Annotated in this window: 24 protein-coding genes; 3 read left to right on the forward strand and 21 right to left on the reverse strand. The window is 43.3% G+C overall.

Translation table 11 applies throughout. The annotated features are described in order from the left end of the window. Nucleotides 1-4: 4 nt before the first annotated feature. The 8 genes from T546_RS0104295 to mtaB all read right to left on the reverse strand — a co-directional run bounded on the left by T546_RS0104295 (nucleotide 5) and on the right by mtaB (nucleotide 5,694). On the reverse strand, nucleotides 5-646 hold the full coding sequence (locus T546_RS0104295) for an O-methyltransferase (protein WP_026890567.1): 642 nt from the start codon (nucleotides 644-646) through the stop codon (nucleotides 5-7). Beyond that, the gene (locus T546_RS0104300; RefSeq protein WP_026890568.1) at nucleotides 633-1,037 is read right to left on the reverse strand and encodes an endolytic transglycosylase MltG; all 405 of its coding nucleotides are present in this window, start codon (nucleotides 1,035-1,037) and stop codon (nucleotides 633-635) included. The genes T546_RS0104295 and T546_RS0104300 overlap by 14 nt, the downstream gene beginning before the upstream one ends. Nucleotides 1,038-1,086: 49 nt before the next feature. Then, nucleotides 1,087-2,754 (reverse strand): ribonuclease J, encoded by a 1,668-nt coding sequence (locus tag T546_RS0104305; protein ID WP_026890569.1) that lies wholly within the window; start codon nucleotides 2,752-2,754, stop codon nucleotides 1,087-1,089. A gap of 18 nt (nucleotides 2,755-2,772) precedes the next feature. Next, entirely contained in the window at nucleotides 2,773-2,961 is a 189-nt protein-coding gene (locus T546_RS0104310) for a hypothetical protein (RefSeq protein WP_026890570.1), read from the reverse strand. A gap of 233 nt (nucleotides 2,962-3,194) precedes the next feature. Then, nucleotides 3,195-3,476, reverse strand: a complete 282-nt coding sequence (locus T546_RS0104320; RefSeq protein WP_024837006.1) for a DUF1292 domain-containing protein — start codon at nucleotides 3,474-3,476, stop codon at nucleotides 3,195-3,197. Then, nucleotides 3,473-3,907, reverse strand: coding sequence for a Holliday junction resolvase RuvX (gene ruvX, locus T546_RS0104325; protein WP_024837007.1), 435 nt, complete (start codon nucleotides 3,905-3,907; stop codon nucleotides 3,473-3,475). The genes T546_RS0104320 and ruvX overlap by 4 nt, the downstream gene beginning before the upstream one ends. A 127-nt stretch (nucleotides 3,908-4,034) precedes the next feature. Continuing rightward, nucleotides 4,035-4,295 carry an IreB family regulatory phosphoprotein gene (locus T546_RS0104330; protein WP_024837008.1) on the reverse strand — a complete coding sequence of 87 codons (261 nt, stop codon included), beginning with the start codon at nucleotides 4,293-4,295 and terminating at the stop codon, nucleotides 4,035-4,037. Nucleotides 4,296-4,362: 67 nt separating this feature from the next. Beyond that, nucleotides 4,363-5,694, reverse strand: coding sequence for a tRNA (N(6)-L-threonylcarbamoyladenosine(37)-C(2))-methylthiotransferase MtaB (gene mtaB, locus T546_RS0104335; protein WP_026890571.1), 1,332 nt, complete (start codon nucleotides 5,692-5,694; stop codon nucleotides 4,363-4,365). Between the two features lie 147 nt (nucleotides 5,695-5,841). Between mtaB and T546_RS0104340 the strand changes: the two genes are divergently transcribed. Continuing rightward, nucleotides 5,842-6,075 (forward strand): HPr family phosphocarrier protein, encoded by a 234-nt coding sequence (locus tag T546_RS0104340; protein ID WP_026890572.1) that lies wholly within the window; start codon nucleotides 5,842-5,844, stop codon nucleotides 6,073-6,075. A gap of 58 nt (nucleotides 6,076-6,133) precedes the next feature. Here T546_RS0104340 and thiI read toward each other — a convergent pair whose 3' ends face one another. From thiI to hrcA, 10 genes are all read right to left on the reverse strand, one after another. Continuing rightward, nucleotides 6,134-7,312 (reverse strand): tRNA uracil 4-sulfurtransferase ThiI, encoded by a 1,179-nt coding sequence (thiI, locus tag T546_RS0104345; RefSeq protein ID WP_026890573.1) that lies wholly within the window; start codon nucleotides 7,310-7,312, stop codon nucleotides 6,134-6,136. A 39-nt stretch (nucleotides 7,313-7,351) separates the two neighbouring features. After that, entirely contained in the window at nucleotides 7,352-8,506 is a 1,155-nt protein-coding gene (locus tag T546_RS0104350) for a cysteine desulfurase family protein (RefSeq protein ID WP_026890574.1), read from the reverse strand. Nucleotides 8,507-8,561: 55 nt separating this feature from the next. Next, on the reverse strand, nucleotides 8,562-9,299 hold the full coding sequence (locus T546_RS0104355; protein WP_026890575.1) for a 16S rRNA (uracil(1498)-N(3))-methyltransferase: 738 nt from the start codon (nucleotides 9,297-9,299) through the stop codon (nucleotides 8,562-8,564). Between the two features lie 13 nt (nucleotides 9,300-9,312). Continuing rightward, nucleotides 9,313-10,275, reverse strand: coding sequence for a 50S ribosomal protein L11 methyltransferase (prmA, locus tag T546_RS0104360; protein WP_026890576.1), 963 nt, complete (start codon nucleotides 10,273-10,275; stop codon nucleotides 9,313-9,315). 12 nt (nucleotides 10,276-10,287) lie between these two features. Beyond that, on the reverse strand, nucleotides 10,288-11,031 hold the full coding sequence (locus tag T546_RS0104365) for a sulfite exporter TauE/SafE family protein (RefSeq protein ID WP_026890577.1): 744 nt from the start codon (nucleotides 11,029-11,031) through the stop codon (nucleotides 10,288-10,290). A 413-nt stretch (nucleotides 11,032-11,444) separates the two neighbouring features. Continuing rightward, complete coding sequence (locus T546_RS0104370; RefSeq protein WP_026890578.1) at nucleotides 11,445-12,014, reverse strand: hypothetical protein; 570 nt, start codon at nucleotides 12,012-12,014, stop codon at nucleotides 11,445-11,447. 36 nt (nucleotides 12,015-12,050) lie between these two features. Further along, nucleotides 12,051-13,190 carry a molecular chaperone DnaJ gene (gene dnaJ / locus T546_RS0104375; protein ID WP_026890579.1) on the reverse strand — a complete coding sequence of 380 codons (1,140 nt, stop codon included), beginning with the start codon at nucleotides 13,188-13,190 and terminating at the stop codon, nucleotides 12,051-12,053. A 176-nt stretch (nucleotides 13,191-13,366) separates the two neighbouring features. Continuing rightward, a complete protein-coding gene (gene dnaK, locus T546_RS0104380) occupies nucleotides 13,367-15,217 on the reverse strand; it encodes a molecular chaperone DnaK (RefSeq protein WP_026890580.1) in 1,851 nt (616 codons plus the stop codon). Between the two features lie 60 nt (nucleotides 15,218-15,277). Then, nucleotides 15,278-15,913 (reverse strand): nucleotide exchange factor GrpE, encoded by a 636-nt coding sequence (gene grpE / locus T546_RS0104385; RefSeq protein WP_034597767.1) that lies wholly within the window; start codon nucleotides 15,911-15,913, stop codon nucleotides 15,278-15,280. A gap of 17 nt (nucleotides 15,914-15,930) precedes the next feature. Continuing rightward, nucleotides 15,931-16,980 (reverse strand): heat-inducible transcriptional repressor HrcA, encoded by a 1,050-nt coding sequence (gene hrcA / locus T546_RS0104390; protein ID WP_024837020.1) that lies wholly within the window; start codon nucleotides 16,978-16,980, stop codon nucleotides 15,931-15,933. Nucleotides 16,981-17,256: 276 nt separating this feature from the next. Between hrcA and T546_RS24495 the strand changes: the two genes are divergently transcribed. Continuing rightward, the gene (locus tag T546_RS24495; protein ID WP_051629596.1) at nucleotides 17,257-17,814 is read left to right on the forward strand and encodes a 3D domain-containing protein; all 558 of its coding nucleotides are present in this window, start codon (nucleotides 17,257-17,259) and stop codon (nucleotides 17,812-17,814) included. Nucleotides 17,815-18,044: 230 nt separating this feature from the next. Then, nucleotides 18,045-18,755, forward strand: a complete 711-nt coding sequence (locus T546_RS0104400) for a 3D domain-containing protein (RefSeq protein WP_051629597.1) — start codon at nucleotides 18,045-18,047, stop codon at nucleotides 18,753-18,755. A gap of 281 nt (nucleotides 18,756-19,036) precedes the next feature. Here the strand turns inward: T546_RS0104400 and hemW are convergent, their stop codons facing one another. The 3 genes from hemW to spoIIP form a co-directional block, all read right to left on the reverse strand. Continuing rightward, on the reverse strand, nucleotides 19,037-20,251 hold the full coding sequence (gene hemW, locus T546_RS0104405; RefSeq protein ID WP_026890583.1) for a radical SAM family heme chaperone HemW: 1,215 nt from the start codon (nucleotides 20,249-20,251) through the stop codon (nucleotides 19,037-19,039). Further along, nucleotides 20,241-22,055: a translation elongation factor 4 gene (gene lepA, locus T546_RS0104410; RefSeq protein ID WP_026890584.1), complete on the reverse strand. Its 1,815-nt coding sequence runs from the start codon at nucleotides 22,053-22,055 to the stop codon at nucleotides 20,241-20,243. Before lepA ends, hemW begins: the two co-directional genes overlap by 11 nt. A gap of 720 nt (nucleotides 22,056-22,775) precedes the next feature. Continuing rightward, on the reverse strand, nucleotides 22,776-24,143 hold the full coding sequence (spoIIP, locus tag T546_RS0104420) for a stage II sporulation protein P (RefSeq protein ID WP_242842186.1): 1,368 nt from the start codon (nucleotides 24,141-24,143) through the stop codon (nucleotides 22,776-22,778). Nucleotides 24,144-24,180: the final 37 nt, after the last annotated feature.

The raw sequence follows: 24,180 nt of genomic DNA on the forward strand, positions 1-24,180 counted from the left end.
TTCTTTATCTTCGAATGCTGACGGTAATACCGTCACCGATAGGTACAATGGTGGTGACCAGATGGTCAGAATGCTTTAATTCGTAAAGATACTCCCGCATCCTTGCGTGAATGGTACGATTTCGCCTTTCGACTGCATATCTGGATTCAATGATGTCTCCATCCTGGAGAACGTTATCCGATATCAGCATTCCGCCAACTCTCATCACTCTTAAAATTTCCGGAAGCCAGGCCAAATACTGTCCTTTTGCCGCATCCATGAAGACAAGGTCAAAGGGGCCAGTCAGCCCCTTTAATCGTTCCCCGGCATCTCCCTCTAACAGGGTGATGCATTCTGTCTTTCCTGCTTCTAAAAAATTCTGCCTGGCTACCGGAATCCTTTTTTCATATTTTTCTATGGTAGTGATCTGACAATCAGGTGCCATTACCTCCGCCATCAAAAGGGTGGAGTAGCCCACGGCTGTTCCCACTTCTAAAATGGCTTTTGGATTCATGGCTGCTGTCATGGTCTTTAAAAAGGCAGCCGTCTCTTCCCTGATGACAGGAACTCCATTCTCTCTTGCCTTTTTTCCAATCTCATAGATGAGAGGACTCTCATCCGGCTCCAGAGATTTTATATATTCTGTAATTCGGTCATTTACTATCATCTTTACTTTCCTTTTCCTCTGTATTCTCATTCATCATCTGAAGGATATCCCTGGAGGTCATGGAAGTATTTAAGGTATAGCTTCCCGGATTGGCCTTATAGTTGAAAAATTTAGCCTGTATGATTAAGGAATACTCATTGGCAATCAGGCCTTTCTCCTTTAAAAGCTTTGCTACGCCTGCAATGGAGGTTCCCTTTTCCACCTTAATTTCCTTATCCTGTCCAGGCTCCGCCTCCATGGCTGACGCATAGAAAATATCATGGCCGAACTCATAGCCCTTTGTAACTCCTTCATAAAGAAGGAGTACAATAAGGGCAAGAAGGATAAGCCTTATAGATATGGCAATGACCGCTCCCGTTACTTTATTAATTTCCTTGGTTGTTCGGCTCATAAATTTCCATTCCTCTCTTGTTAAAGGTACGGTTATTTTCAGCTTACTGCTATACTTCCATAATGATTGGAAGAATCATAGGGTTACGTTTCATTCTCTTCCAGAGGAAGTCACTTAAGCTGTCCCTGATAATGTTCTTGATTTTACCCCAGTCATTGATTTTACGGTCCAGGCAATCCTGAACGGCATCGCTTACAATTCTTCTTGCTTCTTCCATCAGGTCCTCGGATTCTCTTACATATACGAAACCACGGGATACGATGTCCGGTCCTGCCAGTAACTGGTTTGAGAATTTCTCCAGAGTAAGAACCACAACGATGATACCATTCTGAGCCAAGTTCTGTCTGTCTCTTAATACAATATTTCCAACGTCACCGACTCCAAGACCGTCTACTAAGATAGCCCCGGACTGTACGTGATCTACGATTTTACAGGATTCCTGACCTACTTCTACTACATCGCCAGAAGACATGATGATAATGTTTTCTTTTGGCATTCCCATTGCCTGAACCAGACTCTTCTGGGCCATGAGGTGACGGTATTCACCATGAACCGGAATGGAATATTTCGGGCGAACGAGAGCATACATCAGCTTAATTTCTTCCTGACAAGCATGACCGGATACATGAGTATCTTCGCAGATTACTTCAGCACCCTTCATGGACAGCTCATTGACAACCTTTGAAACTGCCTTTTCATTGCCTGGAATCGGGTTGGAGCTTAAGATAATAACATCGTTTGGCTTAATAGAAACCTTCTTATGGGTGCTGCTTGCCATACGGGAAAGAGCTGCCATGGATTCTCCCTGGCTTCCTGTGGTAATTAACACGGTCTGCTCATCAGGATAATTCTTTAACTGATCGATATCAATTAAGGTTCCTTCCGGAATGCTGATATAGCCAAGCTCACTTGCAGTGCCGATTACATTGACCATGCTTCGTCCCTCGACAACTACCTTTCGTCCGTATTTGGCAGCAGAGTTGATGACCTGTTGCACACGGTCTACGTTAGATGCAAAGGTAGCTACGATGATTCTGTTATTCTTATGATCTGCAAATATATTATCAAAGGCTTTGCCTACGGTCTTCTCAGATGGTGTAAATCCAGGTCTTATTGCATTGGTACTGTCACATAAAAGTGCAAGCACTCCTTTTTTGCCAAGCTCTGCAAAACGCTCCAGATCTGCAATCTCTCCAAATACAGGAGTATAGTCAATCTTAAAGTCACCTGTGTGAATAATGACGCCTGCCGGTGAGAAGATAGCAAGAGCAGAAGCATCGGCGATGCTGTGGTTCGTTTTAATAAATTCGATACGGAAGCAGCCAAGGTTAATGGACTGTCCGTGCTTGATTACTTTTCTCTTTGTATTCTTTAAAAGATTATGTTCTTTTAATTTGTTGTCAATGAGGCCGATGGTAAGCTTTGTTCCGTAAACCGGCACATTGATCTCTTTTAAAATATAAGGGAGGGCACCAATATGGTCCTCATGACCATGGGTGATGACAAAGCCCTTCACCTTATCAATATTTTGTTTCAAATAAGAAACATCTGGAATAACCAGGTCGATTCCCAACATGTCATCGGTAGGGAATGCCAGACCGCAGTCTACCACTATGATGCTGTCTTCGAATTCGAACGCAGTAATATTCATACCGATCTGTTCCAATCCGCCTAAGGGAATAATTTTAACTTTCGCATTGCTGTCTTGTTTTTTCAATCTTTTACCTCCATTTTATCATTTTCCGTTCTGTTCTTTTTTCACTTTTCCCTGCATTCCCTGAAATACTAACAGAGCCTTACTTCCTGATGAGCCATAAATCCCGGGCATTTCAAAAAGAGTCTGCTTCTGTGTATTTGGTATGCTTTTTAAGAAAATACGTTTCCGCACCGGTTTCATATCTTTAAATGATGATTCAGGACTCACGACCAAAGCCCCCAGCTTTCAGCGGGAACCCTAATCGTTATAGCTTTCCTTGTCAATGATTGCTTCATCCACCTGCTCCTGCAACGTCAAAAAGGTCGTGACCAGCCCTGTCTCCGGACACTTCTGTCTGGCCTGATCACAGATCACCTCTGCCGCCAGTTGTTATCCGGGGTGCTAATCAAGAGCTTTCGTACCAGCATACGCTTCGTACAAAGCCGATCCAATGCTCACCATTATTTTTCGATATCTACATCCGCTCCGTCAAGCAGTTCGGAAAATATTTTAAATAAATAATCTATCTCGTTATCATCCTCTACAAACTCATACAAAGCCTCGGATTCATCCTGCTTTGATAAATCTTTTAAGATGTAACATTCACCTTCTTCATCCTCATCTGCTGCATCGGTAACTAACAGATAATTCATGCTATTGATTCTGGTCTCTTCCAGAACGTAAAAATCCACACGATCCCCTTCCTCAGTGGTCAGGGTAATTTTCTTTTCTTCGTTGTTCATTCTTTATCTCCTGTTGTTAAGCTATCCAGATAACCTTGCAAAATCAGTCCTGCTGCCACCTTGTCGATAACAGCCTTTCTATTCTCCCGTCTTACGCCGCTTTCCATTAAGATGCGCTCCGATGCCAGGGTAGTCATTCTTTCATCCCACAGGATGACAGGAAGCCCGGTCCGTCTTTTTAACATTTCCATAAATTCTTCTGTTTTTAAAGCACGGTCACCGATTGTATTGTTCATATTCTTAGGATAACCCAAAACTATGGTTTCAATCTCAAATTCCCGAATCAGTTCCTCGATCCGGGCACAGGTTTTTCGTAATTTGTTTTCGTCTTCTCTGGTAATTGTCTCCACGCCCTGGGCAGTTATACCCAGCAGGTCAGAAACTGCAACTCCTACAGTTTTAGAACCAAAATCCAGTCCCATGATTCTCATATTTTATTCTCCACGTCAAATTTATGCAACAAAACAAAGCTGGTCCGCAGCCAACTGTATAAAAACAAACTGCCAGACTCCGCCCATTCACTTCATCTGACAGCTAGACTTAAGATTATCCACGTCGTTACTTTAACATCGTATCAATATATACCCGCATCAATTCTTCCAGAATCTCATCACGTTCTACTTTCATGATCAGACTTCTGGCGTTCTTATGGCTGGTAATATAAGTAGGATCTCCTGACATAATATAGCCCACGATCTGGTTGACCGGATTATAGCCCTTCTCTGTGAGGGCAATATAAACTTGTTCCAGTACCTGGCTTACGTCCATTTTATTTTCCTGCACTGCTTTGAAAAATTGTGTGTTATGAATATCGCCCATGTTTCTCACGTCCTTTAACTGTTCTCCTTTATTCTAAACCATAATCATAATTTCGGCAAGACTTAAATTAATTTTGTCCGTTAAGGTTTAATAATAACACCTCATCATTGATCATTTCCGTAAGGGTTCCGGTAAGCAACACTCCCTTTAAGCCCTCTTCATAAGGCACTGCCGCCTTCACATATTCTCTGGTGTGACCGATCATATATCTTGTCCCATTCCATTCAAAGGCTTCTTCCATAAGAACCTCTGCAGAGCTGCCAAGATAGGACATGCGGTAGTCATGAGACATCTTCCCTTCCAGGGTTAATAGCTCATTGCTCCTTACTGATTTCACTTGTTCCGGTACCTGATCCGGCATATCGGCTGCCCTGGTGCCGTTTCTCTTTGAAAATTTAAATACATGCATTTCATAAAAACGTACTTTTTCCAAATATTCCCTTGTAATGGAAAACTCTTCTTCCGTCTCTCCCGGAAAGCCTACGATCACATCGGTGGTAATCGCCGGATTTGGAAATGCCTCTCTTAAAATATCACAGCAGTGATAAAATTCTTCCGCAGAATAATGACGGTTCATCCGCTTTAAGGTAGCATCACAGCCACTTTGTAAGGATAGATGGAAATGAGGACAGATTTTGGAAAGCTTTGATAATTCCTTTGCAAATTCCTCTGTGACAATTCTTGGCTCCAGGGAACCTAAGCGGATTCTCTTAAGCCCTTCCACCTCATGAATCTTTATAATCAGATCTAAAAGAGTGATTCTCTCTTCTGCAGGAAAGTCTTTCCCATAAGAGCTTAAATGGATTCCAGTCAGCACCACCTCTTTAAAACCCGTAGCGGTCAGACGCTTTATTTCTTCCACGACCTCTTCTGGCTTACGGCTTCGGACCTGTCCTCTTGTATAAGGGATAATGCAGTAGCTGCAAAACTGATTGCATCCATCCTGTATCTTAATAAAGGCTCTCGTATGATCTGCGATTTTATCGATGGACAGACTTTCGTATTCTCTTGTCCCACGGATATCGATTACGGTCTCCTCTAATGCCTCTTCCCGGTCTGAAAAATAATCATCGAGAATGGACACCAGCTCCGTCTTTTTATTATTACCGATAATTAAATCCACGGCTACGTCTTTTTTCAGTTCTTCTCCTGCTGCCTGGACATAGCATCCGGCTGCAACGACAACGGAATCCGGGTTCATATTCTTGGCCCGGTGAAGCATCTGCCTTGATTTTTTGTCTGCAATGTTTGTGACAGAGCATGTATTTATAATATAAACATCAGCCTCTTCTGTAAAGGGAACAATCTCATATCCAGCATTCTCCAGAAGCTGCTGCATGGCCTCTGTTTCGTATGAATTAACCTTACAGCCAAGGTTATGCAGGGCTGCCTTTCTCATTTTATTTTCTCCTATCTAAATTATCCGTTTATAACGATTTTTTTCATCTAATATTACCATTGACAATTACATTATATGCCAGTAGTATGTAAGGGAAAAGGGGACGATCCCCAATATTAATAAAGAGCCGCTAAAGGAGGTTTTCCCATGAAAACAGTTCGTATATCATTAAACTCTATCGACAAAGTAAAATCTTTCGTAAATGATTTAACAAAATTTGACACAGACTTCGATCTTGTATCTGGCAGATACGTTATCGACGCAAAATCCATTATGGGTATTTTCAGCCTGGATTTATCCAAACCAATTGATTTAAACATCCATTCCGAAAGCGATGTCGAGGAAATCCTGAGCATTTTAGCTCCATACATCGTAGAATAAGAAAAATCAGTTTTAAAATGGGGCCCGGCCTTTGATGCCGGTCCCCTTTTTTATTTCTCTAACACCAAACTTTTTCTACGGTATTAATTGCCGTTTCTAACAGCTCATCAATCTTTTCTGACAGATTTTCCTCAGAACGTTCAATCAGCTTTAAAACTGGCTTTGTGACCGGATGCTTTGCCACAAAGATGGTACAGCAGTCTTCAAAAGGAAGAACGGAGGTTTCATAGGTTCCGATTTTTTCTGATAAATGAACAATTTCCTGTTTATCAAAGCCGATGACCGGACGGAATACCGGAATGGTCGCTGATGCATCGGTTGCTGCAAGGGACTGCATGGTCTGAGATGCCACCTGTCCGATGCTCTCTCCTGTAATCAGTGCCTGAGCACCGCTTTCTGCTGCCAGACGTTCTGCAATCCGCATCATGTATCGTCTCATGATGATAGTAAGCTCCTCGTGAGGACATTTTTCGTAGATGTAGAGCTGAATATCCGTAAAGTTTACGATATGAAGGCGGATAGCGCCGGAATATCTGGAAACAAGCTTTGCAAGATCCACGACCTTCTGCTTTGCGCGGTCACTGGTGTATGGCGGTGCATGGAAATACACAGCATCGATTCTAACGCCTCTCTTAGCAATCATGTAGCCTGCTACCGGGCTGTCAATGCCGCCGGAAAGGAGAAGCATAGCCTTCCCATTGGTTCCAACCGGCATACCGCCTGGACCTGGAATGATATGGGAATATATATTAATTTTATTTCTTACTTCCACATGAAGCATAACTTCCGGTTTATGGACATCAACCTTAGTCTCTGGAAATGTATGTAAAATCACTTCTCCAAGATCCCGGTTGATCTGTTCGGAATTGACCGGATACTTTTTATTTCCTCTTCTTGTGTTGACTTTAAAGGTAAAGCTTTTCTCCTCGTAAAACTCATCAACATAGGATAAAACCTGCTTTTTTAAATCCTCATAGCCTAAATCCTCTACCTGAACCATAGGGCAGATCGCTGCGATACCAAAAATACACTTTAACGCCTCTACTACTTCGTCAAAATCATAGTCGGATTGTGCTGTGGCATAAATTCTGCCGGATTCTTTAGCAACTTCGAAATCTCCGTCCACTCTCTTTAAGGAATGGCGGATGTTGGTCACCAGGGCATCTTCAAAAACATAACGGTTTTTTCCCTTTACTCCAATTTCTGCATATTTTATTAAAAATGATTTGTATTGCATCTGTTGTCCTTTCTGTTAAAACTCCCTAATGACAAAACGTTACCCTCTCTGGTAACGTCTGAGGATTGGAAGCAGTTCCTTTAGTGTATCGATACAGGTATCAACCTCTTCCTTTGTGCTAAAAACTCCAAAGCTGAATCGAAGGGTGGAATCAAGAAGCTCTTTTTTCACGCCGATTCCCACCAGAGTTCCGCTGACTCCCGGATGATTGGATGAGCAGGCAGATCCTGAGGAAACATAGATTCCCTTATCCTCCAGTGCATGAAGGAGAACTTCGCTTCGTACCCCAAGGAAGCTGGCACTGACGATCTGAGGGGATGATAAGTTGCCTTTTAAGCTATTAACAGTAACTCCATCCATTTCCTGAAGCCGTTCTATCATATAATCCTTTAATTCGGTCATGGCGTCCATCTTTTTATCATGGTCCGTATACATGAATTTGGCTGCCACACCAAAACCGGCAATCCCAGGAACATTCTCTGTTCCTGCCCGTAACCCCTTTTGCTGTCCGCCTCCATAAATCAATGGACGGATTTTGACTCTTGGGTCAATGTATAAAAAACCAATTCCTTTTGGTCCGTGAATCTTATGGGAACTGACTGAAAGTAAATCAATTCCCTGCCGTTTCGGCCGGATAACAAACTTTCCATATGCCTGTATGGCATCCACATGAAAAAGAATGGCTGGATTCTTCTTTTTAATTACCTTGGATATGGCTTCCACAGGTGCTACCGCGCCAATTTCATTGTTCACGTACATGGCAGAAACCAATATGGTCTCCGGACGGATGGCCTGTTCCAGCTCCTCTAAGGAGATAGTTCCATTGCCATCGACGGAAAGATAAGTAACGATAAATCCCTGTTCCTCTAAATATGCCAGCGGATTGTATACCGAAGGGTGTTCAATCCCTGTGCTTATAATATGGTTACCTGCCCGCTTATTAGCCATGGCAGTCCCGATGAGAGCCATATTGTTGGACTCTGAGCCGCCTGAGGTAAATAAGATATCCTTTGGGGCAACCTTTAAGGTGTCGGCTATGATTTCAGCCGCCTCTTTTACATACTGCTCTGCAATCATCCCTTTTCTATGCTTTGCAGAGGGGTTTCCGTAATCCTCTGTCATAACCTTAAGTACGATGTCTTTTACCGGCTCCAGCACTTTGGTTGACGCCGCATTATCAAAATAAACTTCCATGTGTGTTTCTCCTATTCCTCTAAAAGCGGGATCCCCCGGGATGAGGAAGCTTTTTCTATGGTTCCAGTAAATAGGACAAGACCGATAAGACTGAAAGTCCTGCCGTTTCGGTTCTTAAAATTCGTTTCCCCAGGGTAACTGTCCTGGCCCCAAAGCTTTCAGAAAGTTCTATTTCCGAATCCTCAAAGCCGCCTTCCGGCCCTATAAAAATCCCTACGTTCATGCCAGGCTTTACCTGAGAAAGAATCTCCCTGGTCCGTTCCATGCCCTTGGCATTTTCAAAAGGAATCACGGTCAAATCAAACTCTTTGGAAAAGACAAGTGCCTCTTTTAAACTCATAACGCCTGCCACTTCCGGAACAATGAGCCGTTTGGACTGTTTGGCAGCGCTTTCTGAGACTGCGTTCCAGCGACGGAGCTTTGATTCTTCCTTTTTCTTATCCAGCTTGACTACCGTACGTTTTGTTTCTACCGGCACGATCTCACAGGCACCAAGCTCCACCGCCTTTTGTATGATCAATTCCATCTTATCACCTTTTGGCAGTCCCTGAAATAGGGTAATCCTGGCTGGAAGCTCACGCCCTCCCTCTTCCACAGACAATATCCTGGCGGTGACTTCCTGGGCTGTCACTGATGTGACCTCACATAAGTAGTCTTTATCCACTCCATTGCTTATGAGCACTTCTTCTCCTGCACCCATGCGCAGAACATTCTTTATATGGTTCACGTCAGGGCCAATGATCCTGATGTGATCGTCTTCTACCTGATCCTGGTTGATAAAAAAGTGATACATTCTATCCCTCTTTCTACTTTTTCCTCACCGTTACAGAAACCCATTCTCCCTGATAGGTGATTTCCACCAGCTCAAAGGCATCATTTTCTGCAAATGCTTTCTTTACTGCTTCCTCTTTCATATTAATGATACCGGCAGTAATAAAGATGGCACCTTTTTTCATATGAACCGGAATCTCTTTTTGAAGCAGGATAATGATGTCAGCTAAGATGTTAGCTACCACCAGATCGTAGGCTTCAAAACCAACTTCTGCCTTTACCTCTTCATCGTCAATGATATTGCCCTTTAAAACCTTGAATTTTTCCGGGGCGATATCATTGGCTTCCATATTCTCTTTTACCGCTACGATGGCATTTTCATCGAGATCGGTTCCGAAAACTTCCTTTGCCCCCAGCTTTAAAGCAGTGATTCCAAGAATTCCGCTGCCGGTTCCTACATCAAGAATCTTTGTATCAGAAGTCACGTATTTTTTTAGCTGGCGGATGCAAAGCTGAGTCGTCTCATGCTGTCCAGTACCAAAAGCAGTACCAGGGTCGATTTCAATTAAAAGCTTTTCCTTATGCTCCTTCGGAATCTCTTCCCAGGTTGGCTTAATTAAAATATCATCCACAGTAAATGGTTTAAAATACTGCTTCCAGTTGTTAATCCAGTCCTTGTCCTCTGTCTCACTGGATTCAATGGTTCGGGCACCAAGGTCAGTAAACATGGATAACTCATCAAGGCTTTCATCCACACGCTTTAACATCTCATCGATATCAACATCGGAATCCGGATCCAGATAAAAGCTGACTTTTGCTACACCCTCATCTGGAGGAAGCTCTGGCAGGATGTCAATGAACATACCTTTTGTCTCAGCTTCGGTAAGAGGCGTATTGTCTTCAATTTCAATTCCTTCTATTCCGATCTCATCAAATGCGCTGCTGATTAAGTCCACAGCTTCCGTTGTGGTAGTGAGTGTAAATTTTTTCCATCTCATGCTTTTATTTTCCTATCCTTTTATAATTTTTACAAACAGGCAAAGAAGCACCACAAATACAACCGGGCGCACGATCTTTAAGCCGTTCTTTAGGACAAGGCCTGAACCAATGTAATGACCTGCAATACAGAAGATTCCGGATGCAAGTCCAAGGGGAATTAAGACCTTACCATTTATTAAAAATGTCACCAATGCTGCGATGTTTGATGACAGATTGATTACTTTTGTCGTTCCAGATGCATTTCTAACATTCATCTTTGCAAGACCAGTCAGTAAAAGCAGTAAAAAGGTGCCGGTACCAGGCCCGTAAAATCCATCGTAGCAGCCTACCACCAGCGCTGCTCCCATACTAATTAGAAGAGTCTTTCGCTCCGGAAGACTTTCTTCCTTTGTATCGCCTAAATTTTTATTTTTAAACACATAAAATGCTACTACCGGTAAGACCGCTATCATCATGGTCTTTAATACCTGCTCACTTGCCAGTAAAGAAAGGTGTGCTCCTATGACAGAACCGATGACAGCACATAAAGCAGACAGCAAAGACAGCTTCACATTGATAAATCCGTTCTTTGCGTATCGGGCCGTTGAAATAATCGTACCGAGCGTAGAACTCATCTTATTGGTTCCAAGTGCAATATGTGGCGGTACCCCTGCTGCCAGATAAGCCGGCAGAGAAATCAGTCCTCCGCCTCCTGCGATGGAATCTACAAATCCAGCCAGGAAAACAAGGGGACATATGATCAAATATTGGTACATATGCGGGTTCCTTTCTTCTGTCAAAACTAAACCACATGATATCATAACATACAATGAAATGGGTTGCAAGCTTATAAAATCATGGATTTATGGAAGAATTTTCGGCTCAAAAAAAATATTTCAAAAAATTTTAAAAAAAGATGCAATAAAAAACCTTCCTAGTGCATTAACTAATTGAACGGATGAAAAGGACTTCTGTTTCATTCCCGGAACTAAGGCAAAAAACATATCAAGTAAACGAAATTCCTTGATGCATTACACCCCATCACACCCGCCTGAACGCCTGGTAATGAAGCAGAATCTATTTTCACAACATGCAACAAAAAAGCAGAAGACAGATCTGATAATTGGAATTAATCCATGTTCAGATCTGTTTTCTGCTTTTTTTATATCCCAATCATTTTCTTTCTGCCTTACTGCTTTAAGGCACCGTCCGCTCCAACGGAATAACCATCAGGCGTAACAGTGTTGATTAACAGCCGGCCCAAAGAGCCGTCTGACATGGTATTAAAGTAGTATGCTTTTCCGCCTATGATCTGCCAGCCGATTCGCATAGACCCTAAGGTACCGTCATCAACTGGATTTAAATAGTACCGGTTCCCGGTCTGGTCTGCATACCATCCCATAAGCAGATGGCCGCCCTGATCGAACCGGTACCATCTGCCATCAATATATTTCCAGCTGTCTAAAGGCCAGGTACCATCTCCATACTGATACCACCAGCCTGCCGGACTGTAACGCCAGCCTCTTTCATAGCTGCGGCTGTATGGACCGTCGTCGTCGTCATCGTCATCTTCGTCATCGTCCCAGCAGTCATAGTGATTCGGTCCTTCCACCGGTCCCTGAAAACTGGTTCCGGAACCGTGAAAGCCTGGATATTTTCTTACTGCCTGTGTCTCATCGGCTGCAGCACGCCCCGGAAACATCCCGGAAAGAAGCAGGAAACAAAATAAAAGTATGAACTTTCCCTGAATCTTCTTCATTCCTAACCTTCCCCTTTACATGTATCCCCTAGAAACCTATTTAAAGATTCCCTTTTTTTTATGTTTTTCCCCATCCGTGGTGCCATTCATGGCATCCTGGAAACTCTTAAGGGCATCTTTTTGAACTTCTGTGAGGCGCTCTGGGACCTGTACTACCAATGTTACATAATGATCGCCACGGACCGCTCTGTTTCTTAAAGAAGGAACTCCCTTTCCTTTTAAGCGAACCTTGGTATCTGTCTGAGTTCCTGGTTTGATTTCGTAATCCATATCGCCGTCAACGGTCTTGATCTTAATGGTTCCGCCTAATGCTGCATTGACAAAGGAAATGGGTACGGTTGAGAAGATACTGGTATCCTGACGCTTAAAGATAGGGTGATTGGATACAACCACTTCTACTAAAAGATCGCCTCTTTCTCCTCCGTTGGTACCTGGTTCCCCTTTGCTCTGTAAACGAATGGACTGGCCGTTATCAATTCCTGCGGGAACTGCAACACTGATTTTCTTTCTTTTTGTAATAAAACCAGTTCCATAGCAATCCGGACATTTTTCCTTGATTACCTTACCAGTGCCGCCACAGTCGGGACAGGTCTGAACACTCTGCACCTGACCGAAGAAGGACTGCTGGGTGTACATGATCTTACCTTTACCGTTACATTTGGTACAGGTAATGGGTGATGTACCCGCCTTTGCGCCACTTCCGTGACACGTATTACATTCTTCTTTGAAATTAATTTCAATTTCTTTTTCGCAGCCAAAAATCGCCTCTTCAAAGGTAATACGGACGCTGGTTCTTACATTGGCTCCTCTGGCCGGACCATTGTATGCGGCACCGCCTCTGGAACGGCCGCCGCCAAAGATATCGCCGAAAATATCCCCAAAGATATCTCCCATATCTGCTCCGCCAAAATCAAAGCCACCGAAACCGCCAGGTCCTCCGCTGCCATCAAATGCTGCTGATCCAAACTGGTCATACTGACGTCTCTTATCAGGATCACTTAAAACACTGTAAGCTTCGGAAGCCTGTTTAAACTTCTCTGCCGCCACAGCATCCCCGGAATTTGTATCCGGGTGGTATTTCTTAGCCAATGCCCTGTAAGCCTTCTTAAGCGCTGCATCATCTGCATCTCTTGGAACGCCAAGGATCTCATAATAATCTTTTTTACTCTCTGCCATCTTAGGTCTACCTTTCATAAACTAAGGAAGCCCGGTAGGACATCGCCTGCCGAACATAAGAGCCCAAACTGTAAGCTTCGTTTTTACCGGGCTATACAAAAGAACTCATGCCTGCGGAAAAAGTGCTGTATCACTACAACACTTTTTCCAAAGCCCTGTCAACTGACCAGACTATTTTACACTTCTTTGTACTCTCCGTCAACTACGTCGCCGTCTTCATAGGAAGCACCTGCTGCATTCATGTCAGGACCTGCACCCTGTCCCTGAGCCTGCTCGTAAACCTTAGCAAATAGAGCCTGTGCGCCTGTCATCAGTTTTTCTTTGCCTGCCTTGATATCTTCGATCTGAGCATCTGTCATCTCGTCGATTGGAGCTCTGTTGATGGCTTCTTTTAATGCATTTAAATCAGCTTCTACTACTGCTTTATCGTTAGCGTCGATCTTATCTCCAACTTCCTGAAGAGCTTTCTCTGTCTGGAATACCATGGAGTCAGCATCGTTTCTTGCATCAATGCCGTCTTTACGCTTCTTATCCTGTGCCTCGTACTCAGCAGCTTCCTTCACAGCCTTGTCGATATCAGTATCAGACATGTTGGAGCCGGAAGTAATGGTGATGTGCTGTTCCTTACCTGTTCCTAAATCCTTAGCGGATACGTTAACGATACCATTGGCATCAATATCAAAGGTAACTTCGATCTGAGGAACGCCTCTTCTTGCTGGTGGGATTCCATCAAGACGGAACTGGCCTAAGGTCTTGTTATCTCTTGCAAACTGTCTTTCACCCTGAACAACGTGGATATCTACAGCGGTCTGGTTGTCAGCTGCTGTGGAGAATACCTGGCTCTTCTTTGTAGGAATGGTGGTATTTCTCTCGATCAGTCTTGTTGCTACGCCACCCATGGTCTCGATAGATAAGGAAAGTGGAGTAACATCAAGTAAAAGGATATCGCCTGCGCCTTCATCGCCTGCAAGCTTACCACCCTGAATGCTGGCACCGATTGCTACGCACTCGTCTGGATTTAAAGACTTGGAAGGCTCTTTGCCTGTCAGCTGTTTTACTTTTTCCTGAGCTGCTAACATACGGGTAGAACCACCAACTAAAAGTACTTTTCCTAATTCAGCAGATGTGATGCCTGCATCTTTTAATGCATTCTGAACCGGAACTGCTGTACGCTCTACTAAGTCTAAGGTAAGCTCGTCAAATTTAGCTCTTGTTAAGTTCATATCTAAATGCTTCGGGCCTTCAGCTGTTGCTGTAATAAATGGCAGGTTGATGTTTGTAGTTGTAGAGGAAGAAAGTTCTTTCTTTGCCTTCTCTGCAGCTTCTTTTAATCTCTGCATAGCCATCTTATCACCAGATAAATCAACGCCTTCTGCTTTCTTGAATTCGTCAACCATCCACTGTGTAATACGGTTATCGAAATCGTCACCACCTAAGCGGGTATCGCCGTTGGTAGAAAGTACTTCGATTACGCCGTCACCGATTTCAATTGCAGATACGTCGAAGGTACCGCCGCCTAAGTCGTATACCATGATCTTCTGCTCATGCTCGTTGTCAAGACCGTATGCCAAAGCTGCTGCTGTCGGCTCGTTGATGATACGCTTTACATCAAGACCAGCGATCTTACCGGCATCCTTGGTTGCCTGACGCTGAGCATCGTTAAAGTAAGCTGGTACTGTAATAACTGCTTCTGTAACCTTCTCACCTAAGTAAGCCTCTGCATCTGCTTTTAATTTCTGAAGAATCATAGCAGAGATTTCCTGAGGACTGTAGTTTTTACCGTCAATGGTTACCTTATAATCGGTACCCATATGTCTCTTGATAGAAGAGATGGTACGGTCTGCATTCGTTACTGCCTGACGCTTTGCAGGCTCACCTACTAATCTTTCACCATTCTTTGTAAATGCTACGATAGATGGAGTTGTTCTTACTCCTTCGCTGTTTGGGATAACAACTGGCTTTCCGCCTTCCATAACGGCTACACAGCTATTTGTTGTACCTAAGTCAATACCAATGATCTTGCCCATAGTTTTCTTCCTCCTAATTTATGAAACAAATGTAATATGTTTTCTGATTTTGATTTATTATTAATTAGCTACCTGTACCATGGAATGTCTCACCACAGTATCCCGGTAGGTATAACCTTTTAAAAGTTCCTGAGCTACTACGTTCTCTCCCAGGGATTCATCTTCCACGTGCATCACTGCATTGTGGAAATCAGGATTAAATGGCTGGCCAACTGCTTCAATTGGCTTTACTCCCGCCTCTTCCAACGATTTTATAAGCTGTTTGTAAATCTTTTCCATGCCCTCGGCAAATGCAGAAGCCTTTTCCTCTTCCGGAATGGCTGCAAGGCCTCGTTCAAAATTATCGACAATAGGAAGGATTCGTTCAATGATATCCTTTGCCCCGATCTCAAACATGGCTGACTTTTCTTTTTCTGTTCTCTTTCTGAAGTTATCAAATTCTGCCATACTTCTCTGGAGACGGTCTGTCAGTTCCTCGATTTTTTCATCCTTTGGATCAGGCTTATCTTTTTTCTTACCAAAGAAGCCTTTCTTAGCGGTATCGCCTTTTGCGCTTTCTTCTTCGTTCTGCCCTGTCTCAGCTGCAGTCTCTTCTGCTGCGGGCTCTGTGCCTTCTATCTCATTTTCAGTGGAAACGGCATCTTCCTCATTTAAAATCTCATCTGCCAGTTTTTCCTCTGTTTTCACATCTTCCATGCTCAATGTTCTTACCCTTACCTTTCATCTTTTTTCAATATCACATCAAGCTGCGTCATTAAATTGCGCAGAGTACTGAGAACCTTCTCATAATCCATTCGCTTGGGGCCGATGATTCCAATGGTGCCTCGTAACCCTTCCCCCAGCTCGTAATTGGCTGTTACAATGCTGCAGTCCTTCATATCCTTAACCGGTGCTTCATCTCCGATATAGACCTGGATACCAGAATTGCTCTCCGAGTCGTTGACATCATCGACCAGCTCCTGCAAAAGCTCCTTTTGCTCCAGGGTTCCAAGAAGTCTGCTCGCCTTATCTCCCTCGCTCAGCTCCGGATATTTAAAAATATTGGTGGTGCCGCTGGTATAGATCTGTAAATCTTCATCATCTGCCCGAATGGCTGCTGCCACCTCGGTCAGTACCCGGTCTACCACTTCACTGTGATGGCCTGCCTGAACCTTTAACCTGCTGATCACTTCCAGATTAATCTCTTCTATGGTCAGTCCGTTTAAGGCACTGTTTAAAAGAATGTTTAAATTCAACAATCCTTCGTCATCCAGTTCCTTATCAATGGGAATCATGGTGTTCTTAATAATATTGCCTTCAATGACAATCACCACCAGAAGCTTTCCTTCATCTACCTTTGACAGCTGGATAAACTTTAGCTTATTCCTTTGATACTGAGGAGCGCTGATCATAGCCGCGTAGTTGGTATTCTGAGCCAGAAGCTTTGCCATCTGCTTAAGCATAAGCTCTACACGGTCTACTCTCTTTAGCATCATATCCTTGATTTCTGTTACTTCTTCTTCCTTTTCCAGCATGATCTGATCCACATAGAACCGGTATCCTCTGTCGGAAGGAATTCTTCCTGCTGATGTATGAGGCTGAACAATATAGCCCAGTTCCTCTAAATCAGACATCTCATTACGGATCGTGGCGGAGCTTAAATTCAAATCCGTATACTTTGATATGGTTCGGGATCCAACCGGTTCTCCGGTTTCCAGATAAGTTTTAATGATGGCCTTTAATATGGTTATCTTCCGCTCATCCAGCTGATCTTTATCCTTCAAACTGCCACTCTCCTTTCTTAATGCTTATTACTGCTTTGTTAGCACTCAACGTTTGGGAGTGCTAACATCTTCTTTTCATAATATATGCTTTTTTTCTACATTTGTCAATACATTCCTATAAAAAAAATACGTTAAGTTTTTATGACTACTTTCTACATTTTTAAACATAGTACAAGCATATATTACAAAGGTGTTGACATTTTTTTCTTGACTTTTAACACTTTTGTAATATAATAGTAAATGATACACCATAACAACACGATTGCGAGGTAAATCATGAAGCGTTTTTCAGGTAAACTACGAATCACTGGACTCCTGACAATCCTTTGTATTCTGCTGTTATCTACATCTGCAATGGCAGATGAAGCTGCTGGTAAAGAACAGACTACAGCGGATGCACAGTCCGGGAGTGTCCAAACGATAAAAAGCGATGCCAAAACCGAAAACGGGACTGAGGGCACAAAAGACTCAGAGGAAATCGGACCTGGTATTAAAAAAGAAACAGAACCGCAAGAGACAGAGCCAACTGGACCTGTTTTTGAAAAAGGAGCATCACTGGGACTTTTTTCTGCAACTGCATATTGCCCCAGCAAAAGCGGAAAAATCGGCCGGACCTACTCCGGTACTACACCAAGAGCACAGCATACCTTGTCTGCGGATCTTACAATTTTGCCAATCGGCACTATGGTCATGATCGATGACGTCATCTATACTGTGGAGGATACTGGAAGCGGAATCAGAGGAAATAAGGTTGATATCTACTTTGGAAGCCGGGAAGAAGCCCTAAACTTCGGCAGACAGACAAAAGAGATTTTTGCAGTGAATGTAAAATAATACATGTCCAAATGGCGCCCAGAAAAGCGATTTGATTTCGCTTTCTGAGGTGCTTTTTTGATGTCCAAAAGTTCTCTCCCCTAATAGTATGAAATAAGTTAGCCTTGACTTTTCTGGAAAAATATGTAAAATGAATACTTGTACCTCATTTATTACAAAACTGTTACATATAATTATAATAGTGTTAATTTGTATTACAGTTTGTAAAAAAGAAAGGAAGTATTTGTAATATGCAAAATAGGAAGAACCTTCACCAGATTTCTGGAATTTTACTGATGACAATCTTTGTTTTAATAAACACATTAAAAGCTTACGGTAATCCGGTAACCGGCATTATCGACGGGGCGGATGATAAAAATGTCCGGGGCTGGGCCTTTAACAGCTCAGAACCAGAATCCTCTTTGCCTGTAAGGGTCATTATCACCAACCAGTCAAGCGGTCAGGTGACAGCTGAGCTTGAAACCACCGCTTCCAAACACCGGGAGGATTTAGCCGCACAGGGAAGCGGAACCGGTAATTATGGATTTGAAGTGAACGTTCCCTGGGATACCTACGAAAATGGTACTTATCTCATTGAGGCCTACGCATCAGGGCAGAAGCTTTCCGGCACCAAGGTATACGGCGTTGGCACTGCGGTTCCTGCTGTTAATCTCCGCTCCATCGGTACGTTTAAAACAACCGCCTACTGTCCCTGCAGACAGTGCTCCGGTAAATGGGGCGGCCGCACCAGCACAGGAACCATTGCTGCTGCCAATCATACCATCTCTGTGGATCCAAGAGTCATTCCTTATGGAAGCAAGCTGATGATAGGCGGTGTTATTTATACCGCTGAGGACTGCGGTGGAGGCGTTAAGGGTAGACATATTGATATCTTCTTCAATACCCACGGGGAGACTCGCTTTTACGGTACCAGAAGTATGGAGGTATTTCTGGTTCAGTAGTATGAAAGTAACGCCAGTTGTTTTGAAATAAACTGCAAGCAATTGTGAGGTATTAGCCTACATTGCTTGAGTATATAATGAGGTCAAGAAAGGGCACAGGACACAAAGAATGGTTTCTCTTTGCGTTCTGTGCCCCTTCTATATTCTTATTAATAAGAATGTATTACCAAATCGCTCTACTGTTTTATGAGAGGTTACTCCCTCCCATGCGGCGCACCAGTTAATGTCATGTACATATAACTCGTATTAGCTCTTACATGGTTTAAGGTCTGAATTAAAGCTTATAACAGGAACTGACTCATCGCATAATTGCTGACATCAATTCCGTGGGAAGTTAGCTTGTAGTAACCATCTTTAAATTCCATCAGCCCCTCCCGCTCCAGCTTATCCAGCACCTGACCATAAACATTGCGGATATTCTGACCGAAATTGCTAACGAAGTCATGGGCAGATACCCCATTGGTCAGCCGTAGGCCCAGAAACATATACTCTTCCATCTTTTCCTCAATGGACAGACGTTCTAATTCCTGTCTCAGTGCCTGAGTAAATCCCTCGTCCTCATCGAAGCTGGCATTGCGGTAATCACTTAAATCTGTGGTATTGTGAAAGCGGCATCCATTCATATAGGAAGACGCTCCTAGCCCAAGGCCAAGATATTCAATTCCAGTCCAATAGCCAATGTTGTGACGGCATTCATATCCTTTTTTAGAGTAATTGGAGATTTCGTACCGTTCGTATCCCTGTTCCATTAAGAATTCCTGAGTGAGATAATACATCTCCCTTTCCGAATCCTCATCAGGAAGGTCCGGCAATGCCATCAGACGTTTCCGCTCTTCCTTTGTCATGGAATAGCTTTCCATTTCCACATGATCTCCGTACCTGTCATAATAGGGAGTCCCCTCTTCTATGATAAGGCTGTAAGCGGAAATGTGCTCCGGTTTTAACATGGTGACCTTTTTTAAGGTATTCTTCCAGGAATCCACCGTTTGCCCGGGAATGGCTGAAATTAAGTCCACGTTAACATTATCAAAGCCTGCCATCCGCACTCTCTGATAGCTTTTTAAGAACTCATCATAGGTATGAATTCTGCCAAGATAGCGAAGTTCTTTGTCATCTGCGGATTGAAGGCCCATGCTGATGCGGTTGACTCCAGCTTTGCGGTAACTTAAAAGCGCTTCCTGAGTCAAGGTACCTGGATTGGCCTCCATGGTGATCTCTGCATCGGGAAGAATGTCAAAATGGGTATTTAAGGCATTTAAGACAGCTTCCATATCTTCTGTCTTTAATATAGAAGGAGTGCCTCCTCCTATGAATACACTGACTACCTGGTATTCTTTCGCAAAGGCACTCTGGTATTCTATTTCTTCTATTAATTTCTCCGTGTAATCTCTCTGTGTCCGTTCATTTCCCGGAAAGGAAAGGAAATCGCAGTAAGCACATTTGCGGGAGCAAAATGGGATATGCACGTAAATCTCCAAACTTTTTTTATTCATCATCTAATTTCAGTACGCTCATAAATGCCTTCTGCGGTATCTCAACGTTACCGACCTGGCGCATACGTTTTTTACCTTCTTTCTGTTTTTCCAGAAGTTTTTTCTTACGTGAAATATCACCGCCATAGCATTTGGCAAGAACGTCTTTTCGCATAGCCTTAACGGTTTCACGGGCAATGATCTTGCCGCCAATAGCAGCCTGAATGGGAATTTCAAAAAGCTGTCTCGGTATTTCATCTTTTAACTTCTCACACATTCTTCTGCCTCTGTCGTAGGCTGATTCTGCATGAACGATAAAGGACAGAGCATCCACTTCTTCTTTGTTGACAAGAATATCCAGCTTCACTAATTCTGAGCGCTCATAGCCCTTTAATTCATAATCAAAGGAAGCGTAGCCTTTGGAACGGGACTTTAATGCGTCAAAGAAATCGTAAATGATTTCATTTAACGGAAGTTCATATTTTAATAAAGCTCTTGTTGTCTCCATATATTCCATGCCAAGGTACACACCGCGGCGTTCCTGACAAAGGGACATAATGGCTCCAACGAATTCTGTGGTCACCATGATTTCTGCACTGACAATGGGCTCTTCCATGTAATCGATTTCAGTTGGGTCAGGAAGGTTTGAAGGGTTCGTAAGCTCCAGCTTCTCTCCATTTCTTTTATAAACCCGGTAAACTACGCCTGGGGCTGTGGTTACAAGATCTAAGTTATATTCCCGTTCCAGACGTTCCTGAATTACCTCCAGATGAAGCAGACCTAAAAATCCGCAACGAAAACCAAATCCAAGGGCAAGGGATGTTTCCGGCTCAAAGAACAGGGAAGCGTCGTTTAGCTGAAGCTTTTCCAGCGCCTCACGAAGGTCATTGTAGCGGGCACCATCTGCGGGATATAAACCGCAATAAACCATGGAGGTTACTTTTTTGTATCCTGGAAGTGCCTCTGCGCAAGGTCTTGCCGCATGAGTGATGGTATCACCTACCGCAGTGTCTTTTACATTCTTGATGCTGGCGGTGAGATAACCTACCATACCTGCGCTTAACTGGTCACATGGAATAAACTGTCCGGCACCAAAATATCCTACCTCAACCACGTCTTCCACGGCTCCTGTGGCCATCATCCGTACTTTATCGCCTTTTTTAACGGTTCCTTCTTTCACTCGGAAGAATACGATAACTCCCTTATAGGAATCGTATAAAGAGTCAAAAATCAGGGCTCTTAATGGTGCCTCCGGATCTCCCTCTGGAGCAGGAATCTTTTCAACAATCGCTTCCAGAACATCTTCCACATTCAGTCCGGTCTTTGCAGAAATGCGAGGAGCATCATGAGCTTCTAACCCGATAACGTCTTCGATTTCCTGTACGACACGTTCTGGATCTGCGCTTGGAAGGTCAATTTTATTAAGAACGGGGAACACATCTAAGTTATGGTCCAGTGCCATATATACATTGGCAAGGGTCTGGGCTTCTATACCCTGGGAAGCATCTACGACTAAAATTGCGCCGTCACAGGCCGCAAGGCTTCTGGAGACCTCGTAGTTGAAATCCACATGACCTGGTGTGTCGATCATGTTAAAAACGTACTCTTCTCCATCTTTAGCTTTGTATACGGTACGAACGGACTGGGCCTTGATGGTGATTCCTCTCTCTCGTTCCAAATCCATGTTGTCAAGGACCTGAGCCTGCATCTCTCTGCTGGTGAGCAGTCCGGTTTTCTCTATAATTCTGTCTGCAAGGGTTGACTTCCCGTGATCAATATGAGCGATTATACAAAAATTGCGAATCTTATTCTGCTGGGCAGCTGCCATAAAGTAAACTCCTCTTTTCTGATGTTTCTGTCTGGTCCCGGCGCTCTTAATGATTTAAGAGTCAAACCGCCTAAAACCTATGATATCCTTAAAAATATACCATTAAAATCACGGATTGTCCACTGTGAAAGCGTTGAAACACCCTGCAATTCCCTTGGAAAAATAAGGACGATTGTTTGTATACACATCATACCACTATTTTCGCTTGCAAATACTATAATTATGTATTAGAATAAAAGTAAAGGAACAACCGCCCCAACACAAGGGGTTGACCAAATACGAAGAATAGAAATCCCATCCTTATGACTCGGCAAAGTTTACAAGGGTGGTTTTTCTTTGCCTGTTACCAGGACTTTTTGAAAAACTCTACTTACAATTATAAAAAATAAAGGTAAGCAATGCTAAAATGAAAGAACCAAAAGCCATAATGTCTTTAAAGTCATATTTCATACGCACCACCTCCCATCTATGTAGTGATGGAAGGCCAACACCCTCGCAGTGACACGATTGTTCCATAAGATTATGGTAACATATCCCATTTTTCAGTGCAATTATTTTTTACAAGATTTCTGCTGTTTTAATGCCTTTTATCTGATGAAAAAGGCTAAGATTCTGGCATCTTAATTTTTATATACAAACGTGATAAATCAGCTATTATAAAAACGGCCGGAAACCTGAAAGGAATACAGATTTCCGGCCTTACTATATTTATTCAATGTTCTAATTTCCCTGTAATACCATATCCAGAACTTCTGCTAATGGGTCCATGGCATTCAGCGCTTCCTGATATGTATTGGTCTGGGCTCCTACTTCTATTAACGCAGACCTTGCCCTTAAATGCTGGTTATAGCGAAGTCCCTTTATGTATATCTTTCTTGTTAGATTTGGAAAATAAGCGGCCGCATCCAGCTGCATCTGGAAGCTGAAGGCCAGATTTTGTTCCCGATATGGATTTGCCAGGTATTCGATTGGGCCTTCCGGCGTCTGGCTGACACCGTTAAAAAACATTAGAGGGGCCGTAGGCTTTCCATTGACCTGATTGACCATATGCAGGCTTTCATTGACTCCATCTCTGTGAACATCCAGAACAACTTCTATAGATGGATTTTTCTGAAGAATTGCTGTGATTCCGTCCAGTGCATAGGTATAGGCCTTGTTTCTATCCAGTTTTCCATTTTGCAAATCGTAGACTGTAGTATCGTGAATGACATTATATCCTTTTTCTGTGAGAAGCTTAGTTAAATAGTTTCCTAATCCCACAACGGTTGCATCTGGTTTTGCTGGTCCATGGTCGGCATATTCCTCCTGGGAATGGGTGTGGTAGATAAGAATCTGAGGTTTATCATTTCCCCCTTTTAAAGTGAAATCCTCTGCAAGGAATTTATCTGCCTTCATAAGGTCCCTGCCTGCTGTGGTGGAGGTATGAACGCTGTAAAAATGCTTCATCATATAATCATAATCAACCAGCTGCTCTTTTAAATATGTAGTTCCTACAATGGGCCAGATACTGCTGGAGGCACAGGTTAGTGCGTCATTTTTCGTTATCGAAGGGTTATGCTCCTTCACCGGGCCAGTGTTTCCTGCTGGTTCCTGGGAAGCGGCTGCCTGGTCGGCTCCTCCACTGTTATCACCTGCATTTGCATGTTCTCCTCCTGCATTGGCAGCCGGTATACCGGGATTTACAGATCCGTCTTCACCACTTTCCTCTCCTCCGTCATAAAGAAGAAAACCATGCTCTTCATAGAATTTACCACTTTCTATATAGCCTCGATAGGACGGATCCGCTTCTTCATAGTCAATGTCTCCCTTTTTCGTATCACCGGAGTAGCGGTAAAGAGGAGACTGGCTTACTAAAAAATGAAACAGCGCGCTTCCTATGGATTCATTTTTTCTATCTATACTGCTTTTACTATTTTCTTCGTCCCACACGACCGCAGGATACTGGTGTCTCCAGATATAGGAGACACCAAAGCCAGCGCCCTCTTTTACCAGCGACTCTGCTTTACTTAAATCTGCCTTTTTTCCAACTTCGGCAGCTTCTTTTATGCCTAAGAAAGCAGCCAGAATTAAGATTACTGCGATCATCATGTTTTTGATTATCCGGTTTATGAAACTGTTTCTCCTA

This window comes from [Clostridium] aerotolerans DSM 5434, assembly GCF_000687555.1.
GTDB classification, from domain to species: domain Bacteria; phylum Bacillota; class Clostridia; order Lachnospirales; family Lachnospiraceae; genus Lacrimispora; species Lacrimispora aerotolerans.

What these genes read in the sequence shown, in the direction of transcription:
- dnaK (WP_026890580.1), bottom strand. Translation starts at nt 15,217, where the DNA reads ATGGGCAAGATCATTGGTATTGACTTAGGTACAACAAATAGCTGTGTA.
- lepA (WP_026890584.1), bottom strand. Translation starts at nt 22,055, where the DNA reads ATGGCAGCTGCCCAGCAGAATAAGATTCGCAATTTTTGTATAATCGCT.
- T546_RS0104300 (WP_026890568.1), bottom strand. Translation starts at nt 1,037, where the DNA reads ATGAGCCGAACAACCAAGGAAATTAATAAAGTAACGGGAGCGGTCATT.
- T546_RS0104320 (WP_024837006.1), bottom strand. Translation starts at nt 3,476, where the DNA reads ATGAACAACGAAGAAAAGAAAATTACCCTGACCACTGAGGAAGGGGAT.
- ruvX (WP_024837007.1), bottom strand. Translation starts at nt 3,907, where the DNA reads ATGAGAATCATGGGACTGGATTTTGGTTCTAAAACTGTAGGAGTTGCA.
- T546_RS0104355 (WP_026890575.1), bottom strand. Translation starts at nt 9,299, where the DNA reads ATGTATCACTTTTTTATCAACCAGGATCAGGTAGAAGACGATCACATC.
- T546_RS0104340 (WP_026890572.1), top strand. Translation starts at nt 5,842, where the DNA reads ATGAAAACAGTTCGTATATCATTAAACTCTATCGACAAAGTAAAATCT.
- prmA (WP_026890576.1), bottom strand. Translation starts at nt 10,275, where the DNA reads ATGAGATGGAAAAAATTTACACTCACTACCACAACGGAAGCTGTGGAC.
- T546_RS0104370 (WP_026890578.1), bottom strand. Translation starts at nt 12,014, where the DNA reads ATGAAGAAGATTCAGGGAAAGTTCATACTTTTATTTTGTTTCCTGCTT.
- hemW (WP_026890583.1), bottom strand. Translation starts at nt 20,251, where the DNA reads ATGATGAATAAAAAAAGTTTGGAGATTTACGTGCATATCCCATTTTGC.
- mtaB (WP_026890571.1), bottom strand. Translation starts at nt 5,694, where the DNA reads ATGAGAAAGGCAGCCCTGCATAACCTTGGCTGTAAGGTTAATTCATAC.
- thiI (WP_026890573.1), bottom strand. Translation starts at nt 7,312, where the DNA reads ATGCAATACAAATCATTTTTAATAAAATATGCAGAAATTGGAGTAAAG.
- T546_RS0104365 (WP_026890577.1), bottom strand. Translation starts at nt 11,031, where the DNA reads ATGTACCAATATTTGATCATATGTCCCCTTGTTTTCCTGGCTGGATTT.
- T546_RS0104400 (WP_051629597.1), top strand. Translation starts at nt 18,045, where the DNA reads ATGCAAAATAGGAAGAACCTTCACCAGATTTCTGGAATTTTACTGATG.
- T546_RS0104295 (WP_026890567.1), bottom strand. Translation starts at nt 646, where the DNA reads ATGATAGTAAATGACCGAATTACAGAATATATAAAATCTCTGGAGCCG.
- T546_RS24495 (WP_051629596.1), top strand. Translation starts at nt 17,257, where the DNA reads ATGAAGCGTTTTTCAGGTAAACTACGAATCACTGGACTCCTGACAATC.
- spoIIP (WP_242842186.1), bottom strand. Translation starts at nt 24,143, where the DNA reads ATGATGATCGCAGTAATCTTAATTCTGGCTGCTTTCTTAGGCATAAAA.
- dnaJ (WP_026890579.1), bottom strand. Translation starts at nt 13,190, where the DNA reads ATGGCAGAGAGTAAAAAAGATTATTATGAGATCCTTGGCGTTCCAAGA.
- grpE (WP_034597767.1), bottom strand. Translation starts at nt 15,913, where the DNA reads ATGGAAGATGTGAAAACAGAGGAAAAACTGGCAGATGAGATTTTAAAT.
- T546_RS0104350 (WP_026890574.1), bottom strand. Translation starts at nt 8,506, where the DNA reads ATGGAAGTTTATTTTGATAATGCGGCGTCAACCAAAGTGCTGGAGCCG.
- T546_RS0104330 (WP_024837008.1), bottom strand. Translation starts at nt 4,295, where the DNA reads ATGGGCGATATTCATAACACACAATTTTTCAAAGCAGTGCAGGAAAAT.